Genomic DNA, 20002 nt, shown 5'->3' on the forward strand with positions numbered 1-20002 from the left:
CCACCTAAAAAACAGGAGACACCCTGCCCAAAAGGCGGGTGCAAAGATATACATTTTATTTTAGGTGATAACTACCTGTGCTTAAATTTTATTACAAATTTTCTACATCTGCAAGAAAGTCGCGTATTTTCTAATGGTCTCGTTTAGACGATCTTGCTTTTTTTGGTTGTTTTTTTAACACGTTTGCTGTTAACTTTTGATGTAAATCACGTGCCTTATAGATCTCGAGAGCGGCAAATACCGCTTCTTTAAATGAGCCTTCGTCTGCTTTACAACTACCTGCTATCTCATAAGCAGTGCCATGGTCTGGCGACGTTCTTACCTTATCAAGTCCCGCAGTGAAATTCACCCCTCTGCCAAAGGCCAGCGTTTTAAATGGTATTAACCCTTGATCGTGATATGCGGCAATGATCGCATCAAAGTTTTTATAATTACCGCTCCCAAAAAAACTATCTGCGGCATAAGGACCATAAGCGATCTCGCCGTTATCCTGAAGTTCCTTTAGCGCTGGTATTAAAATCTCCTCGTCTTCTTTACCTATAACGCCCTTATCGCCCACATGAGGATTTATGCCTAAAAACGCCACTTTAGGTTTCGCTATAGCGAAATCCTTGATCAAAGAATCTTTTATGGTTCTAAATTTCTGATGGATCAGTTTCTTAGTGATCTTAGCCGGCACATCTTTTACAGGAACATGATCTGTTAATAAACCCACTTTAATATCCTGCGTTACCATAAACATAAGGCTATCGCCTTTCAACTCCTGATTAAGGTAATCTGTATGTCCAGGAAATTTAAAATCATCACTCTGGATATTTGATTTATTAATAGGTGCTGTGACTAACACATCAACCTCATCTGCCTTAAGCGCTTTAACCGCCGCCTGAAGTGATTTTAAAGCATATTTACCACCAGTTGCGTTTTCTTCGCCAAAGTTCACCTCAACAGTCTCATTCCACACGCTCACAACATTCACCTTGCCCGGTATCGCCTTTTCAGCAGTTTTTACACCCTGAAATTTAAGGTCTAATTTTAATTGCTTTGTAAAATAGCTTATCAATTTTGGTGAGGCAAAAATCACAGGCGTACAGAAATCCAGCATTCTAGCATCTTCAAACGTCTTAAGAATGATCTCTCCACCTATACCATTAATATCTCCTATAGAGATACCCACCTTTATGTTTTCATCTTTTGTCATAAAGCACAAATGCTTTCTTTGTAAGTTTGCTAACAAAAGTACTTAAATAGATTCAACTATGTTTACGGGAATCATTGAGGATATCGGCAAAATTAAAAACCTCACAAAAGAAGAAGAGAATCTACACATAGAAGTTATGAGTAGGCTTACGCCAAATCTAAAAATAGACCAGAGCGTTGCACACAATGGCGCCTGTCTAACCGTAGTAGCAACAACCGCCGAAACGTATACGGTAACCGCAATCGAAGAAACACTATTAAAAACAAATCTTGGCGAGCTGCAAGAAGGAGATCCTGTTAATCTAGAAAGAGCAATGATCTTAGGCGCAAGATTAGATGGTCACCTCGTACAAGGACACGTTGATCAAACTGGCGTTTGCGAAAATATCATTCAAGAAGACGGTAGCTGGAGATTCTATTTTAAGTACGACACTTCTCTTAACAATGTAACTATCCCAAAAGGCAGCATCACAGTTAATGGTGTAAGTCTAACGGTGGTAGATTCAGAAATTGATGGTTTTAGCGTGGCAATAATCCCGTATACATTTGAGCATACGACATTTAAAGATCTAAAAATAGGGGATACCGTAAATCTTGAGTTTGATTTAATAGGAAAGTATGTAAGCCGAATTACCTCCTTACAATCTTAGTTTTAAAAGCGTAAAAAACACCTAGAAGTAATCCAACGCAAGCCAGCACCCATAGATCAGAATCTATCGGTAAACCTACTGGCGGCGGCGGGCCACCAGCTCTAGTGCTGTTTGGCGCAGGCGGAGTTTCACCTCCTGCATAAGCTAGACTGCACACGATGCTAAAGCATACGAATAAGGCGGTTTTTGTGGGGCGCATCTTAGCGATTTAATTTAGGGCATTCAATTCGCTGAGGCGAAATTAACATTATTATCGACAAACTACAAGACAAATTAGCAGTGAATCATACAATTAACAACTAAAACGTTTTACATTCTATCTCTTCAATGTGAAGTGGGCTGCAAACTCAACAAGACCATCTTCTTCGTCTTCATACCAAACTTTAAACCAATAATCATCAGATGGTAGATCTCTACCATTATATAACCCATTCCAGCCGGAGCTAGAAGGTAAAATTTGCTTGATCAACTTACCATAACGGTCATAAATATTGATCTTTGCCTCTGGATGATCTTGTAAGCTTGTTATATTCCATGTATCATTATATCCATCTTGATTAGGTGTAAAGTATTTAGGGTATTTCACAACTGTAACTTCAACAACAGCTTCACCACAATCACTACCTACTCCTCTTACATAAACATAATGCTTACCAGCATCTACATCTTTAAAGATATTGTCTAGCTGATATTCGCCATCATTTAACTTATACTCATATTCTCCATAACCTCTTTCTACAGTTATCTCAATGTTTGCAACATCAGAAAAAGGCTGTGAGACATCTACGGAAATTATAGGCAATCCGGATTCTTTTACTTGTACTTTTTCAACTGCATAATTACAATCGGCTCCTACTTCAGGATTAAGTTTAACAGTTTCAATGGTATACTCGCCCACTTCAAAAGCTTCAAAATCAACTCCAGTATGCACTAAAGTGTTATTGATATACCAGTTTACTTCAAATTCTGCCGGATCTATACCTGTTGTAACGTATGCAGGCGATTCTACTTCGCCAGTTTCAGGGTTTCTACAGATCAATGTAGCTGTTGCTTCAATTTCTCTAAGTGGATAAACCGTCACAGTAAACTCTGCTTCTACATAGCAGTCCTGATTACTTTTGGCATTAGCCAAAACATAAATATCATAGGTGCCGGGCTCTGTAATGGTATATTGATTTTCAACCATTTCTTCACCAGTGTTAGACCTCCAGAAATAGGTTACCTCATCATTCTCATTAGAAAGATCTGGCAACTCAAACTCACCGCAACTTGTTGTGTTTTCAAAAACAGGAAGCTCTGGTGTTTGAGAAATAGTCACGGTAAAAGTGTTCTCATCCTCACAGAAAAAACGAGTTCCTCGCCTGGCATACACATAGATCTGTTGCGTGCTTGTAATAGTGTCTCCCGCGACTAGCATGTCGCCAGCACCTCGAGGGGAAGTGTAATAATTACCAATTTCTATCTCTGGAAGTATATAAGAATCACAGGTCGCAATATCCTCAAACTCGCCTACATCTATACCTTCATAATACACGGTAAAGAAATCTTCATTATAGCATGCGTCATAATCATCCCACTCGCTATAAATGTAAATTGTAATGGTTTCTGCAATGATCTCACCTGCGAATAACTCTTCACCTTGTGCCGCTGGCTGCGTGTAATATCTACCGTTAGTCAACTCTGGTAATTCATAAGGTGAACAGGTGTAAACATCAGAGAAGTTGTCTACTGGAGGCAACTCTCGCACTGTTACTGTAAATGAAGTTTCGTCGCTACAACCGTTTACTTCATTATTGATATACAGCGTCGTGGTTTCTATAATTGCCTCACCGGCTAAAAGTTCTTGCCCTCCACGATTAGACTTTTTAAAATATTGTCCGTTTGCGATAGCGGGCAACACATAAGAATCGCCATCACAAATGGTGATATCACTTAAAGTATCTACCGGCGGAATAGGCGTAATATGTATCTGAAATCCTGAATTAGAAGTACAGTTAGGCGTTGAAGTTGTTTCGGCGTAATAATAAACTATGGTTGTGCTCGTAATTTCTGTGAGTTCTGGGATTTGTTGACCAGCACCATTGGCTTCAGTGAAATATCCACCCACATTTACCTCTGGCAGAATATAACTTCCACAAGCATCAATGTTCTCAAAAACCGGAGTAATATTTACATTAAATGCGTTTTGATTACCACAATAGCCGTCATCGCTGTACACATATATTGTTTGCGATGTCGTGATAACATCATCAGCATTATATCTTCTACCTTCTCCATTAGGTCTAGAAAAATAATCTCCGTTTGTAAGCGGCGGCAACTCGTAACTGTTGCAAGTAACAATATCTTCTGGCTGATCTATCGGCGGAAGCTCTCTTATTACAAGGTTTAGACCTTCGTCTTTACAAACCTCATCATCCACAATACCATAGAAGTAAACTGTTTGAGACGTGTACAACGTTGTGCCAACAGGAATTTCTTCACCAGCACCTTCTGGGCCGCCTGCCTGCGTGTAAAATCCGCCAGCTGGCAATTGAGGAATAGTAAAATGATCACAGTAATATTCTTGTAATCTAAAATCTTCCATCAACCAAACTCTAAAACTTGACTGACTTACACAACCATTTTCATCTGGGCCGCTAAAAATATATATCGTTCCCGTTTCTTCGATAAGGTCGCCAGGCGAAAGCATATCTCCTGTTTGGTTTGCTCCTGTATAAAAAACGCCATTTTCAATTACTGGAAGTTCATAAGCGCTACACGCCACAACATTATCTAGTGTAGTTACCGGCGGTGGCATATTTAAGATCACATTAAAACTTGTCACAGCATAACAAGAAGGTAATCGTGTGTCTACTAAACGTACCCAAAAGGTGCTTTCAGTATTTGCTGCATCTATATTATATGAAGAAGGATCAGCGATCGCTGAGTTACCAGCTTCAGCAGCAGCTTGTGAAGTATAAAAGGATAGATCAAGATGATTCTGTCCATTTATTATTTCGGCTCTAGCCAAATTAAGATCAACGCTTACAGAAGTACCACCCTGCGAAACACAATACTCAAGATCAGCAGCTTGTCCGGGGACAATCTCATCGTTAACAAGCAGGTCAAAACTATAGATCGCGCTACACGTATTGCCAGTATTGTTATTTTGGATCTTAAAATAAATTCTTTGATCAGCGTTTCCTGAGAAGTTGGTCAATTCACTTTCAGGAATTGCGTTGCCCGACACAAGATCATTGAGATCAGCATAATACAACACTTCAAAAACTGACGGATTGAGACCTAAAGCTTCTTCGTCGTTTTGACTTAAGTCAAAAGAATAAACACCAGATGCATCATAGCAAGTAAGCAGATCCTGAGGATCGTTTACTTGAAGACCCGTGACATTTACAGTATCTGAAGCTAGACAATTGCTAGAAGCTCTGCTAATTTCAACAGTATAACTTCCTGAAGTGCTAACTGCAAGTGTGCTGCCCGTTTCGCCGGCGATCACCTGACCGTTGCGATACCAAGTATGCTCATAAACCGAAGCGTCAAGGTTGGTATTTAATATTTTCTCGTCGCCTGTACACAGCGAAAAATCAGCGCCTAGATTCACGTTAGTTCTAAAGCTTCCTGCTCTTAAGAAAATAGCACTATCATAATCAGCGTCATTACTATCGCCGATAACGAGACGCAATCTGTATGATTTTCCTGGAGTAATATTTGCCGAAGCGTTCATCACTTGCGTATACCCACGCATATTCACACTAGAATTTGCAGGATCCTGCACTTCGTAGCTCGAAAACAGATTTGCATTATCTGAACCACAAGAGTTGTTGTAAGCAGAATCTTTAATGTTCCTTACAGAAACAGGCGTATTAGAACCCGGGATTACCGCAAGATTACGTGTTTCGCCAGTTTCTAGATCTGTGAGTAAAAAAGCAAACACATCACTAGAAACACATTGCCACTCGCCATACTCATTAGAAGCAAACAAAAAATTGAAAGAAAAATTACTAGACAACGGCACAAAATCAAATTGTAAATACGCAACATCTGTGATCACAGAAGATTGACCATTACTTGCATTAAGCGCAACAAGATCAGCATCAGAATTTGTATTAAGCTGCGTGCTTAGACCTGAGCCATTATAAGAACCAGCAGAGTTCTGAGCTCTACCGCTGCGAATGATCACGCCCTCGTTAATAGGAAAATTACCGCCGTTATTATTAAAGTATGAAACAGCCTCTAAAGAAGAGAATGATTCATTAGACACCTGCACACAACCGTCATTAAGCAATGAGCTTACCAACGCGGCAGGGTCAGCTTCTGGATTTACAGAAACTGATTGAGAATAGCCAGTTACGGCTATCATCAAAAAAATGAATAATAGGTTTAGCTTCATAAAACAAAACGTCTTATGAAATGGTGTTGGGTTATTTTATGAGAGTTACCATTTCAGGTTGAACGACACAAAAATAACGACAAACAGATAAAATGCAAATTTTATCGCTGTAATACACTGATTTTTAACATTTCAGTGGCTTTAACCTGTTAATGAAAACCTAATAAAACGTTTTAATTTCATCTTTTATTGCTCACACCAGCTAAACAAAACACATAATTTCTAGAATATTGTTATTGAGGCATCTACAGAAAGTTGGGTAGGAATATTAGCTAATCTCCCATTTTGAAGTTTTAATCCGGGCACCCATTGTATGATAATTTCATTTTCACCCTTCTTTAAATGTTTCATTGCGCCTTTCGGCAAAATGACTTCTGCGATACGCATTTCTGGCATTTTTTGACGAGTGGTTTCATCAGCCACAAAAACTCCGTTTATATAAATACGCGCATGAACCCACGGTGTTGACCCTTCTTGATAACTGTAAATACGAACCGATAGATTTTTAGGAATTTCGCTTAAAGCGAAATTCTTTTTTGTGAATAGTTGATCTGTACCGTCGTACATTGTATTCACGCTATCTGTATTGCCAAAGGGCGCCAAACCATCTTCCCAAACCAACGCGTTGAGATCTGGTAATTCTTGTATCAACTTTGCATCTAGAATTCCCTTTTGCTTTTCAGGAAATGGCAAATGTGCAGTTTTCCATTTTTTCGCAGTTTTTCCCGAATTTTCTAACAAAATCTCTTGTTTATAGCTCCTATTGATCAAATCTGAGTGCATTTCGCGCAAAGCGTCCTTATCTATCTTACTCACTTTTCTATCAAAAGTTAACCAGCCGTTTTCTTCTAATTTCATGTCTGTGAGCTGTGTGTAAACAAGCGCTTTGAGTCCGCTATTTTTAAGTAATATCAGGTTGTTCACGAAGACGCCATATTGCTTTTCAAACGCTTTACCCGTGGTAAATGTTGGCCTAAACATATCGTGCGTAACCACAGTATCTCGCGGAATTTCTGGGTTAAAACCACCAAATAACGGATTAGGAATTTCGCCGCTCTTATTGCTTCTTCCCGTCCAGTTATGCGCCGGCACAGCAGATGCAAAACCGCCGCCTTCGCCTATCACCACGATGCGATCTTCTGTATCTGGCGTGGGAACCGCAGGGCGCATTGTATAATCGTGTAAATCTCTTATATCGCTTTTACCTTTGATATCATCCCAACCGCTGGCAAGCGTGTATAATCTTGTTGTATCCTGACTCTGCGCCCACTTTAAAACGCGCTCATCATCATGCTGACCCCAAGATTCATTAAAAGTGATCCACTGCACAATAGAAGGAAAATTGTACAATTGATCCATCATATTTTCTTGCTCTTTTTGCCAATCGTCATCTTCTGCATCTACAGGATTTCTATTATCCCATTGCCCGCAAATAAAATCTTGCCACACTAAAAGTCCCAACTTATCGCAGTTGTAGTAAAATCTATCTGGATTTTGCTTGATGTGCAGTCGCACCATATTGCAACCTATTTCCTTAAGGTAATTTGCTTCCCAAAGCATCGCTTCTTCACTAGGCGGAGTCATTCCGCCGCCGGGCCAGTAGTTTTGATCCAGCGGTCCCACTTGAAAAATAGGCTTTCCATTCAGCAGAAAATCCTTACCAGATTTTTCAACCGTGCGTAAACCAAAATAACTTGTAACCTCATCAATTTTCTTCTTCCCATTAAACAATGAGATTTTAGTATCGTATAGAAAAGGTGCGTCTGGCGACCAGAGTTTAGGTTGTGGAATTTCAATTTTCACAGATTCATTAGCTTTCGCCGAAAGGCTTTTTACCAAAGTTCCTGCATCAAAAATTTCATATTTTATGGTCAATTCATTTTGTGAACCTTCAACTTGCGGTTCAAAATGAATAGCCTTTAAAGTTGGTGTTTGTTTTACTCCTGTAATAAAAGCTGTCTCATCAACAGGCTCCATCCATACCGATTGCCAAATCCCAGAACAACGCTCATAATGCATGCTCGCATTTGCCTGTTTTCCTAGAGATTTAAAAATACTTTTTTGTGGATCAAAGACCTTTACCGTCAAATCGTGTTCTTTGCTATCTGCGACATAATCTGTGATGTCAAACGTAAATCTGCTGTAACCGCCCTCGTGAGAACCCACGTATTTATCATCTATCCACACCTTTGTCTCGTGATCTGACGCATCAAAATTCAGAAGGATTTTTTTGCCTTTCCAGCCTTTCTCAATCGATATCGCGCGATGGTAAAAAATAGCTTCATCATCTTTTACTTGCTTATCGATGCCAGATAGTTTTGTTTCAACCGTAAACGGCACTAAGATCTTGTCTTCCCATTGTATTGTTTTGGCTGTAGCCAAATCATTAGCAGCGATCTTCACGTCCCAAAGTCCGTTAAGCGATTTCCATTCTTCACGCTGCAATTGCGGTCTGGGATATTCTTGCCAAACGTTCTTCGCAGTTACATTTTCTCCCCAAACGGTTAAAATTGATTCTGGTTCTGCGGCTTCTTGCGCCATCAGCACAATGCTATTGAACATCAGCGTTGCTAGAAAAGCGATTTTGATACGGTTCATGGATTTTATTTTAGTATTGGTGATTGTTGTGGTGTGGTTGATGGCGCGTTTCCTGCAATGTAAGGCCATCCATCTTTCCATTGTAGTTTGTCAATAAGCATGACACGGCCTTTTATATTGGCCATTTTGGTTGAATCTTGCCCGTCGTAGATCGCGTGATAAAGCATCCAGTGTTCACCGGCTTCATCTTTAATGATCGAGTTGTGCCCTGGTGCTTTCCACGTTTTATTAAGTTCTAAGATCACGCTGTTTCCTGTGCCATTTGCATCGCCCAGTGTGGTAAAAGGTCCCAGAGGTGATTGCGCTCTAGCCACCATCACGGCATAATGCGCATTCTCGCCGCAGCAATTTTCACCAGAGTAAAACATATAGAAATACGCATCCTTCTCAATGATCCAGGCGCCCTCTGCGAGCTTTGCATATTCCTTATCTGGAATAGGAAAAATTACATCTACAGACTTAGAATCGTCTTTAAAATTCAACCTGTCTGCTGTGAGTTCTTTTACTTTAATAGGCTTATGCCCAGAACCCCAATACAGATATTTTTTACCCTCGTGGTCAAAGGCAATAGGATCAATATTTATATAGCTCTTACCGCATTTTAAAGGTTCGCCCTTATCAATAAACGGCCCTTCTGGCGAGTCTGCAACGGCCACACCTAGACATTTCCCAATGTTCTCATCTTTAGATTCTCCTGAGAAATACATGTAGAACTTCTTGTTCTCCCTATCCTGAATGACATGCGGTGCCCAAAAATGATTTTCGGCCCAATCTGGTTTTTGTGGTAAGGCGTCGCCCACACGCTGCCAATTCACCAGATCCTTAGATTTAATACATTGTATGTTTTGCGTTTTTCCATCAATACGTGATTGTGTGGCGTAAGCGAAATACCAATTTCCAACTTTTATCACAGTAGGATCTGCGAAGTTTTCGGCAAATACGGGATTTGTGTATGTGGAAATTTTTTTCTCTTTGGCTGTAGCCAAAGAACTACTCGCAGTATTTTTATTCCCTTTACAGGAAAAAAGAACAACAAATACCATAAAAATTGATGCGATCCTTACCTTCATGCTATTTGTTGTTTGAGATTTTATTTTTTAGACTTTTCTTCCCTGATCAACTTTTGAAGGTTTTCTTCTGCTTCATTTTTATACGGCGACCAGTAGTTTCTAGGATCCTTTTTCACACCATATTTGCGGGCAGGATTAGGATGTGGATACGGCATAGGATCTTGAGATCTCAGCTCCCAAGCGATCAGATCTTCTAGAAGTTCTGCTTTTTTCTCAGTGTATTTTTTATCGTCAAAAAGATCATTAATCGCCGCTGGATCTTCTGCTAAATTATACAGATTGCCATGTCCTTGCATGTCGTAGACAAGCTTCCAGTCACCTTTGCGAAGCGCTCTTAAGCGACCGCTCTGCGTCCAGGTATTTAATTCGTCTGCTTGTGTTCTTCCCCGTTTTATGGTACCGTCATCATCATACGGACTATAATTGTCAAAATTCACATAGCGTAGATTTCCATACCCTTGCTGCACCACAATGCTTCCAAACTCTTCTTCAGGATAATCTTCTCCCTGAAGCAACGGCCACAAACTGCGACCTTGCACTCCGCCTGGCAATTCTACTCCCAGCATATCACAAATGGTAGGCATAATATCTACATTGCTCACATGAGCATCGTGTGGTTTTTTGTTTGCCTCGATGCCGGGACCGTACCAGATCATCGGTATGCGTGTTAGCGATTCTGGTACACCAGCTCCTTTTTTTATCATTCCATATTCGCCTACATAATCACCGTGATCTGCAACAAAAACAATGATGGTATTTTCTAGTTCGCCAGTTTCTTTAAGATGTTTTACAAAACCCTTGATCTGATCATCTATAAGGCGCATCATACCATAATAATTACTGCGAATACGCGGAATTTGCTTTTCGTAATCACCATATCCTTTGCGCAAGATCTCGCGCTCTACCATATAAATGTTTCCTTTTTTATAAAGATCATCGCCATCTGTATCAAGTTCTGGCAATGACTCTGGCGGAAACATAGAATAATAAGGTTCTGGCGCTTGATAAGGATTGTGAGGTTCTGGGATAGAAACCCACATAAAAAACGGAGAACCTTCAGCTTTAGACTTGTCTGCAAATTGTTCTGCGCTGTTCACGATCTTTGCCGGCATCTGATCTTCTATAGGAAAAGGCGTTGCCTTCTCACTCATATAGAAGTTAGTCGCATGTAAGAAAGTATTGAATTCCTTTTCTTCCTCTGTTTGCGGTTTGCCGGTGCCTAAGTGATTAAAATCTTCATAGAAATCAAGATCTTCATTAGGCTTAAGATAGGTGTGATTCTTACCTATCAAAGCAGTTTTATAACCTTGAGATTTTACCACATCATAAATATCCTCAGTAAAAAATGCATCTTTCGCATTCATATTGCTGCTCACACGTGTAGCACTGGGCCACCTGCCTGTAAGCATAGATGTGCGACTAGGCACACAGGCAGGCATGGCGCAATATGCTTTATCAAACCAAGTTCCCTTTTGCGCAAGACTATCTAAAAACGGAGTAGTATCAAGTCCAAAACCATTGAGCTTTGTAGCATCAGCACGCCACTGGTCGCATAAGATCAAAACGACATTTGGATTTTTTACCGCTGCATTTTCCTTTTGGGCTTGACCCAAAACCGAAAACGCAAGCATACCAAGCAACGCAAATAGTTTAAGTTTTTTGACACTCATAATTTCTAGATTTTGCTTCCGCGAAAAGTTTTACTTCTGGTTCTTTCTCTTAGGAAGAACGCTGTGGCTCTTTGCCCATTCCGTCCAGCTGGCCTCCATCTCTTTTACTCGATCTGGATATTGCGCAGCAAGATCATTCGTTTCGGTTGGGTCTTCTGCAAGATTATACAAATGCCAAGTTTCGCCTTGCCTTCCAGATCTTGAAACCAACTTCCAGTCTCCAGAACGTGCGTATTTTGCATTATAATGCTCGTTAAAAAGCATATCGTGACCTTGACGCTGCTCACCTTTAAGAACAGGTACAAGACTTAATCCTTGTACTGGTTTTATTTGATTACCGTTTAGCGTTTCAGGATATTTTGCTTCTCCCAATTCTGCAAACGTAGGCATGAAGTCCATCACGTGGCCCACTTGTGGTGTGATGCTTCCTTTTTCTGCTTTTATGCCTTTCGGCCAAAAGGCGATCATTGGTGTGTGAACTCCACCTTCAAAAGATTGAGACTTCCAGAATCTAAATGGTGTGTTTGCCACATTTGCCCAGCGTTGCCCTATTGAAAAGAATGTGGTTTCTGGACCAGGCATTACATCTTTGTCTTTAGAATATGACACTTTCTCGCCTTCTCGCGTTTGACTTGGTCTGTCAAAACCAGGGCCATATCCTGCAGAACTCTCTGGGCTAGCGCCGTTATCGCTCAAGAAAACAATAAGTGTATTGTCTAATTCTCCGGTTTCTCTAAGTGCTTCGATCATGCGACCTATACCTTGATCCATACGATCTATCATTGCTGCATGAACTGCCATTGCGCGAGCGTCAAACTCTTTATGCGGATTCTCTTCCCAAGTAAGGTCATCTTCCCATCGCTGAGATAATTTGGCTGTAGCCGAATCAAGCAAACCTAGCTTTGCCATTTTAGCGTAGCGTTTTTCGCGAATGCTTTGCCATCCTTCTTTATACGTGTCTTTATACTTCTCAATATCTTCTGGAAGCGCATGAAGCGGCCAGTGTGGCGCTGTCTCTGCAACGTATAAAAAGAACGGTTTGTCATCTTTACTAAACTCTTTGATATATGCTACTGTAGTATCGCTTATCGCATCTGTGTGATAATAATCGTCTGGAACTTCTGTAACCGGTTCTGTACCGTTAACTAAGCTAAATGGGTCAAAAAAGTCAACAACTCCCCAGATGTTACCATAGTATTTTTCAAATCCACGGTTTGTAGGGTATTGCTCTTCTGGTGAAAACCAAGGGTGCTCTTCTTGATGATTTAACCAACTTAATTGCTTCTCTGGTGTGTCTTGAACAACGGTGTTAGACACGTGCCATTTACCTGTCATCCCTGTGTGATATCCTGATGCTTTTAAAACTTCTGCAAGCGTCGCGGTATTCTCTGTGATGTGACCACGGTAACCTGGCAGGTTTCTATCTGAAGTCATCTCGCCTATTCCTGCTTCGTGATTATATAGACCGGTTAACAAAGAAGCACGGCTAGGACAACATCTTGATGTGTTGTAAAATTGCGTGAAACGCATACCGTTTTGAGCAAGATAATTAAGATTAGGCGTGTCAATTTCTCCACCATAGCAACCCAGATCAGAATATCCTAGATCATCTGCCATGATAAGGATGATGTTTGGTCTTTTTTGTGTTTCGGCGGTTTCTTCTTGATTGGGATTTGTTTTACAACCCACTAAAGAAATACCTGCGAGGGTAAATGCTACAGCTTTACTTTTTAATTGGTTAAGCATCATTCTAATTGCTTTTATTGGATTTTTATAAAAAAACAGATCAAACTTTCTGCTACTAAGTCCCTGATTAAGATCAAGAGGTCACTATGCTTAACAGAAAGTCTGAAATGTTCTCAAATTTTTGAATTTACAGTTTAGTATGTGTAAAGACCAAAGTCAAACTCTGCTTCGTTTCTCACATTATTTACTTCCATAGTAATAATGTTCTCACCTTTTTTAAGCGAAGAAGCAAATTCATTAATATTCAACTCATCATAATGTCCTCTTCTAGAACCTATGAATTTATCTGCTACTTTTTCTCCATTGATGAAGACTTTAATATCTCCTGCACCGTATAATCTTAACTGTAGATTTTCAGATGTTTTGTTAAGGTTGAATTTTTTAGTCAACCATACGTGATCTTCTTTAGTAAGATTTACTAATCCGTTTTGTTCTTTTGCTCCTTGTGCTTTTCCATTAGATGGTGCTTGCGTAGACACCCAAACCTTCTGATCGCTTAGCTCAGAATCTGGCAAAATAGGTGTTACCTTAGTAGGTTTCGCGTAAAGCAAAGTATTAAGTGATTTAAGATACTCTGTATCCATTTTTATCACTTCTCTATCATAGGTAAGTAAACCATTTACTTCTCCTTCTACATCTGTGGTTTGTGTATAAACCGCTGCAGATAGGCCTTTGTTTACCATAGGAACCATATTGTGAATAAGTGTTGCGTATTGCTTTTTCAACTCATCAACAGTATGGTATGTTCTGTAACCCCAGTTGCGCATATCTGGATTCCAAAGGTGACCATCTACTGGCAATCCTAAACCTCCAAATTCTCCAAGAACGATAATTCTTCCTGGGTTTTGCTCTGCTGGCTCAGCGCCAGGACCTGGATAATGGTGTGCATCGTTCATGTCGCCCACACCACGATCTGTCCATCCAGAAACTCCGTCTACAAGTCTGGTGGTGTCATAATCTTGTGTCCATTTTACAATACGATCAGTTTCAAATTGTCCCCAACCTTCATTAAATGGAACCCAAGTAACGATAGACGGGAAAAATCTTAAATGATCCATGATCGCCTTCCACTCTGTTTCCCACTGCTTAACAGAAGCCGCTGGTCTGTCCCAATCTTCTGGATAATTAGGTCTAAGGTGCTGTGTTTTATCTTCAGCAGATTGATATCCAGAAACCATGTCTTGCCAGATAAGAAGTCCTATTTTATCTGCATAATAGTAATATCTAGAAGGCTCTACTTTAATGTGTTTTCTAAGCATATTAAAGCCCATTTCTTTAAGCACATCCATATCGTATTGCATCGCTTCTTCTGATGGAGGCGTTAAGAGTCCGTCAGGCCACCAACCTTGATCTAGCGTACCATATTGAAAACGCGGTTCGTTATTAAGCAACATTCTCTCGTAGCCTAGTTCTCCTTTAGCTTTTGAGATCTTTCTCATCGCGAAGTAAGAATCTGCTTCGTCTACTGTTTTATTTCCATTTTTTACAGTGACTTTAAGTTCGTATAAAAATGGATTCTCTGGCCACCAAAGTTTTGCATTTTTAATCGCGATCTTAAGATCTTGATTTGCTTTTGCAGCACCTGTAGCGATCACTTTGCCATCTTCAAGAACCTCAACAGCAAATTGTGTATTTGCAGTTGCTCCTTCTACAGCATTCTTAATAGTGATCGTACAGTTATCAATATCTGCAACTGGCTCGATTGATTTAATAAAAGTTTTTTGAACTGGCTCTAGCCAAACGGTTTGCCAAATACCCGTTACAGAAGTATACCAGATACTTCTAGGATTAAGTACTTGCTTACCTCTAGGCTGCATGCCAGTGTCTGATGGATCCCAAACTGAAACCTTAAGCTCTTGCTCACCACTCTTTAAATAAGGAGTGATATTAAAAGTAAACGGATCACTACCACCTTTGTGGCTTCCTACTTCTTTACCGTTTAACCAAACTTTAGTTTCCCAGTCTACCGCATCAAAGTGCAATAAAATTTCTCTACCGCCCCAGTTCTTAGGCAAAGTAAACGTCTTAGAATACCACACTTTGTCATCTGGAGTAACAGCTTTTGCCACGCCCGAAAGTGAAGATTCAACCGCAAAAGGAACTAAGATCTTACCTTGATACGATTGTGGTGCAGCGGCGTTTTTATCAACGATCGCATAATCCCAATGACCGTTAAGATTCATCCAGTCTTCTCTTTCTAGTTGAGGTCTGGGATATTCTTGCCATACATTTTCAGCGGTAACTTTTTTACCCCATTTTGTCTGCATGGTAGCGCTTTTTGGCCCCTGAGCCAAAACAACTATTGTGTTTAAAATTAACCCTAGGGTGATAAGGCTTGTTATTCTTCTCATTTATTTAAAATTAATTCTTGTTTTCTCTACAATTTTAACTTTACGGCCAGCAATCGTGTACAACTATTGTCGCTAATGCTATAAAAAATTAGATCTGCGGGCGCACAACGGCTTTTATCACAGCACAATACTCATGCAAGTAGTGTTTTGGCTGCAGCCAAAAGAACACTCGATCAAATCACATTCTCATCCTCTGGGAGTTTCATGTTCTTCTCAACAAAGTCTGACGGCGTGATGTTGAACTGCTTGAAGAAACATTTTGAGAAATATGAATGGCTATTGAAACCGCTCATATAGCTCACCTCTGAAACCGTATATTCATTAGTCAGTAACAACTTCGCGCCATGTTTTAATCTGATAAGGCGTATAAACTCATTAGGCACTTTACCAGAAACCGACTTTAATTTTTTATGCAAATTAGAGCGGCTCATGCCCAGCTCGCGACCCAATTCCTTAACCGAAAGGTTGGGATCCATAATGCGCTCTTCAATGGTTGAAATGATCTTTTCTAGCAGTTTCTTATCGTGCATATTCTCAGTAAGACTATCTGCCGAAATGAAAGGCTGCGTCGCAAATTTATTCTTGAGTTTAGCACGAGATTTAAGCAAGTTCTCGATCATTGCCATCACGTGTTTCCATTTAAATGGTTTTGCGATATAGGCATCTGCACCGCTTTGTATGCCGGCAATTTCTGCATCAGAATTTGTTTTTGCCGTAAGCAGAATCACAGGAATATGGCTGTACTCAGGATTTGTCTTGATCATTTTGCACAGTTCGATCCCGTCTATCTCTGGCATCATCACATCAGATAAGATAAGATCAACATCATTTGCCTTGAGCAGCTCCCAGGCTTCTGCACCGTTACTCGCCCTGATCACTGCAAAATCATCTTGCTCTAGATTTTGCTCAAAGAAATCAAGCAAGAACATATCATCTTCTACAACTAAGATCTGCTCTCTAGCCTCTGTATTTTTTTCTTTTGGCTCGTCGGCCAAAACTTCTATTTTTTCATCGATCTCAACCGCATCTTCTGGCGTTTCAACAAGATCCTGTAACGGTAAAAAGACTTTAAAAGTGGTGTTTACATCCAGCTCACTTTCAACCTCAAGGAAGCCACCGTGTTTTTCTATAAGCGATTTTGCGAGGTTAAGACCTATGCCTGTTCCCAGTAAATTAGCCGATGGAGAATTGCCGGCAACCTTAAAATATTTCTTGAAAATGTTCTGAAGTTCTTCTTCTGGGATACCTATACCATCATCTTTAATGGTGATACAAGAATACTTCTTACCATCTCTATAAACTGGCTTTTGTATGCTCATGCGCACCTCAGAGCGTGTGAACTTAAAAGCATTAATAAGCAAATTGTTAAAGATCTTTGTGAGTGCTTCTGGGTCTGCCATTACTTGTTGTTTTGGCATTTTTGTACTCATGGTGAAGTTTATCTTCTTCTGATACTTCATCGCAGAAAATCTAGAATATATAGACTGCAAAAGCGTGATAAGATCAAGTTGCTCTTTTCTTATCTCATAAATGTCACTTTCTATTCTTCTAAAATCTAGCAGTTGGTTCACAAGGTTGATCAAACGCTTTGCGTTCTCGTCCATAATGGTAAGTGGCTTCATTACCTTTTTAGGTAACTCAGTATTTTCCATTAGCTTTTCTAGCGGGGCGGTGATAAGCGATAGCGGCGTTCTTATCTCGTGCGCCATGGTAGTAAAGAATTCGATTTTATGATTATAGAATTCTCTTTCTCGCTCTACGCTTAATTGTTGTACTCTTAATCTGTTTCGTCTTTCGGCTCTGTCTAGGAGTACTTTTCGCGCAAGCAAAATCATTGCGATCACCAGTATGAAATAGAAAAAATATGCCAGCGGATGTCTGTAAAACGGCGGATTGATCGTAAGTGCAATGCTGGTCGCCGGGCCATCCCATGATCGCTCATCATTTGTGGCTTTTACCATGAAGGTGTAATCACCAGCAGGAAGGTTTGTGTAGGTGGCTTTGCGCTGGGTGTCAACGTAGTTCCAACGCTCATCAAAGCCGTCCATTTTGTAAGCGTATTTTACCTTCTGCGGACTCTCAAAATTTATGGCGGCATATTCAAAACTTACCACACTTTGATTGTGGTTTAACGTAAGTTCATCAGTAAAATTGATGGTCTTTTTTAAGATCTCTTGCTCTGGCTGATCTAGCGATACATCGTCATTAAAAAGCTGAAGTTCGTTAATAACAACGCTTCCTTTAAGGTCTCTGATCTTTACACTATCTGGATAAAATGAGTTAAAACCATTGATTCCGCCAAAGAACATCTTACCGTCTGAGGCTATGAAACCTGCGTTGTAATTAAACTCGTTGCTTTGCAGATTATCCCATTTTGTATAATGCGTGGTTTTTTCTTTATGCCAGTCAAAATGATAAATACCATTGTTTGTTGACAACCACAGAGTGCGATCATCTTGCTGCAAAATATCGTAGATCAAATTTGCATCTATACCATAATCTTTAGCATTATATAGATCAAAGGTTTCATCTCTAAAATTGAAACGAACTAAGCCGTTACCGTCTGTCGCTAGCCAAAGGTGACCTTCATGATCTTCTGTGATCGAAAAACGGCCTACGCCATAAAAATCCTTGTCTGATCTAAAATTATAGCGAACCCATTCACCAGTTTTTTTGCGTTGCCCGAAAAGATCTCCACCATTTACTGCGATCCATAAAGTGCCCGCATCATCTTCATAAATATCTGTGACAAAGCGTTGACCTAGACGATCTACTTTAGTGAATTTTTTTGTTTGTTTATCATAGCGACTTAAGCCTAGCGAAGTTCCTACCCAAACTGTGCCTTCTCTATCTTGATAGATGCAATGCACATTGTTCCCACTAATGAAATTATTCTTGTCGCGGTTATCGTACTTGCGGACGTTTCCTGTCTTCTCGTTATATATATTCAATCCGCCAGAAAAAGTACCTATCCACAGTTCTTGATCTACATACGCTAACGACAAAATATTGAAATAAGATAGCGGCTGTTGCTTTGCTTCAAACGGATATTTTTGAAAGGTTCCGGTTTCTGCATCATAAAAATTGAGGCCTGCATCTTCTGTACCTATCCAGAATTTGCCAGGTTCTTTTTCTACGATCGCACTTACACCACCACCAGAAAGTGTGTTTTCTCCTTGACCTGGATAAAATCTTTCAAAACCGCTGGTGTTATTAGAATAATAGCTAACGCCACCAAAATAACTCCCTAACCAAATGCCATCACTTTTATCTTTAAAAATGCTGTAAACGGCATTTCCGCTTAAGCTGTTTGCGTCTGAAGGATCATGAAGATAATTAGTGAATGTTTGCGTTTTAAGGTCTAGGATATTTAATCCACGTTCTGTACCGATAAGCAGTTCGTCATGATTTACTTGCAATAACGATCGCACAATGTCGCTGCTAATACCGCTATTTTCCCGCACATAATTTTTGAACTTATCTTCTTCTGGCACAAACAAGCTCAAGCCCCCGCCAAAACTCCCTGACCAAACATTACCTTCTTTATCTACAAAAACAGTGAGTGTAAAACCACTTAACAACCCGTCTTTTTCATCTGCGTAGCGTTTAAGTTTATCAGTATCGGGATTATATGCTACGATACCACCGCCTGTAGTTCCTATCCAGATTATACCATTAAAGTCTATCGCGATCTTGCGAATACGCCTAATAGCGGTATCTGGTTTTTCTATCTTTTGGGTTTTAAAAATGTATTTAAACAAACCTCTGCTCGTCGCAATCCAGATGTTATTATCCTCATCGCGCTGCATGTCGTTTACGGTGATCTCGCCTATACCTTTAAGTTTGGTGAATTTTTCAGTAGTGAGATCTAATATGTAAACACCCCGACTTGTGCCTATCCACATGGTATTTTGATCTACAGTGAAAATAGAATGCACAAAATTGTTACCTAGAGAATGAGGTACAACGTTTGAGTATTGATACGTTTTAAACTCGTATCCATCAAAACGGCTAAGACCATTGCGCGTCCCAAACCACATATAGCCCTGACCATCCTGACCTATAGACCAGATCGTGTTTGAGATAAGACCTTCTTCTACAGAATATGTTTTAAAAATAAGACGCTGTTGCCCCACACTTGTTAATGGCAATAACAGCAATAAAAAAACACTAAGAAGTCTTAAATAGAAACGCAAAATAGTTAACTCAATAAATTTTATATTTGGTGTAATGATGGCCAACATGGGGTAAGGACGGAAAAACTAAAAAATTACCTTACCCTCTGTGGCCGTTGGTTTTTTGGGTTAAACCCAAAAGAAATCTTTCTTGATCT

At 40.0% G+C, this 20002-nt stretch carries 10 protein-coding genes; 1 reads left to right on the plus strand and 9 read right to left on the minus strand.

Going from position 1 to position 20002, the window contains the following annotated elements:
* Nucleotides 1-130: 130 nt before the first annotated feature.
* Nucleotides 131-1198: a 4-hydroxythreonine-4-phosphate dehydrogenase PdxA gene (pdxA, locus tag ACZ5L8_RS13325; protein WP_464438185.1), complete on the minus strand. Its 1068-nt coding sequence runs from the start codon at nt 1196-1198 to the stop codon at nt 131-133.
* Between the two features lie 58 nt (nt 1199-1256).
* Here pdxA and ACZ5L8_RS13330 point away from each other — a divergent pair, with 58 nt between their 5' ends.
* Nucleotides 1257-1847, plus strand: coding sequence for a riboflavin synthase (locus ACZ5L8_RS13330; RefSeq protein WP_464438186.1), 591 nt, complete (start codon nt 1257-1259; stop codon nt 1845-1847).
* On the opposite strand, the gene ACZ5L8_RS13335 is transcribed toward ACZ5L8_RS13330, so the two are convergent.
* The 8 genes from ACZ5L8_RS13335 to ACZ5L8_RS13370 form a co-directional block, all read right to left on the minus strand.
* Nucleotides 1828-2046 (minus strand): PID-CTERM protein-sorting domain-containing protein, encoded by a 219-nt coding sequence (locus tag ACZ5L8_RS13335; protein WP_464438187.1) that lies wholly within the window; start codon nt 2044-2046, stop codon nt 1828-1830. The genes ACZ5L8_RS13330 and ACZ5L8_RS13335 overlap by 20 nt on opposite strands.
* Nucleotides 2047-2163: 117 nt before the next feature.
* Nucleotides 2164-6204, minus strand: a complete 4041-nt coding sequence (locus ACZ5L8_RS13340) for a choice-of-anchor L domain-containing protein (RefSeq protein ID WP_464440961.1) — start codon at nt 6202-6204, stop codon at nt 2164-2166.
* A 252-nt stretch (nt 6205-6456) separates the two neighbouring features.
* Entirely contained in the window at nt 6457-8832 is a 2376-nt protein-coding gene (locus ACZ5L8_RS13345; protein ID WP_464438188.1) for a glycoside hydrolase family 2 protein, read from the minus strand.
* A 5-nt stretch (nt 8833-8837) separates the two neighbouring features.
* Nucleotides 8838-9902, minus strand: coding sequence for a glycoside hydrolase family 43 protein (locus ACZ5L8_RS13350; RefSeq protein WP_464438189.1), 1065 nt, complete (start codon nt 9900-9902; stop codon nt 8838-8840).
* A 20-nt stretch (nt 9903-9922) separates the two neighbouring features.
* Nucleotides 9923-11572, minus strand: a complete 1650-nt coding sequence (locus ACZ5L8_RS13355) for a sulfatase family protein (protein WP_464438190.1) — start codon at nt 11570-11572, stop codon at nt 9923-9925.
* Between the two features lie 30 nt (nt 11573-11602).
* Nucleotides 11603-13321, minus strand: coding sequence for an arylsulfatase (locus ACZ5L8_RS13360; protein ID WP_464438191.1), 1719 nt, complete (start codon nt 13319-13321; stop codon nt 11603-11605).
* 131 nt (nt 13322-13452) lie between these two features.
* On the minus strand, nt 13453-15669 hold the full coding sequence (locus ACZ5L8_RS13365; protein WP_464438192.1) for a glycoside hydrolase family 2 protein: 2217 nt from the start codon (nt 15667-15669) through the stop codon (nt 13453-13455).
* A 173-nt stretch (nt 15670-15842) separates the two neighbouring features.
* Entirely contained in the window at nt 15843-19820 is a 3978-nt protein-coding gene (locus ACZ5L8_RS13370) for a hybrid sensor histidine kinase/response regulator (RefSeq protein WP_464438193.1), read from the minus strand.
* Nucleotides 19821-20002 lie beyond the last annotated feature (182 nt).

This window comes from Leeuwenhoekiella obamensis, from assembly GCF_055391795.1.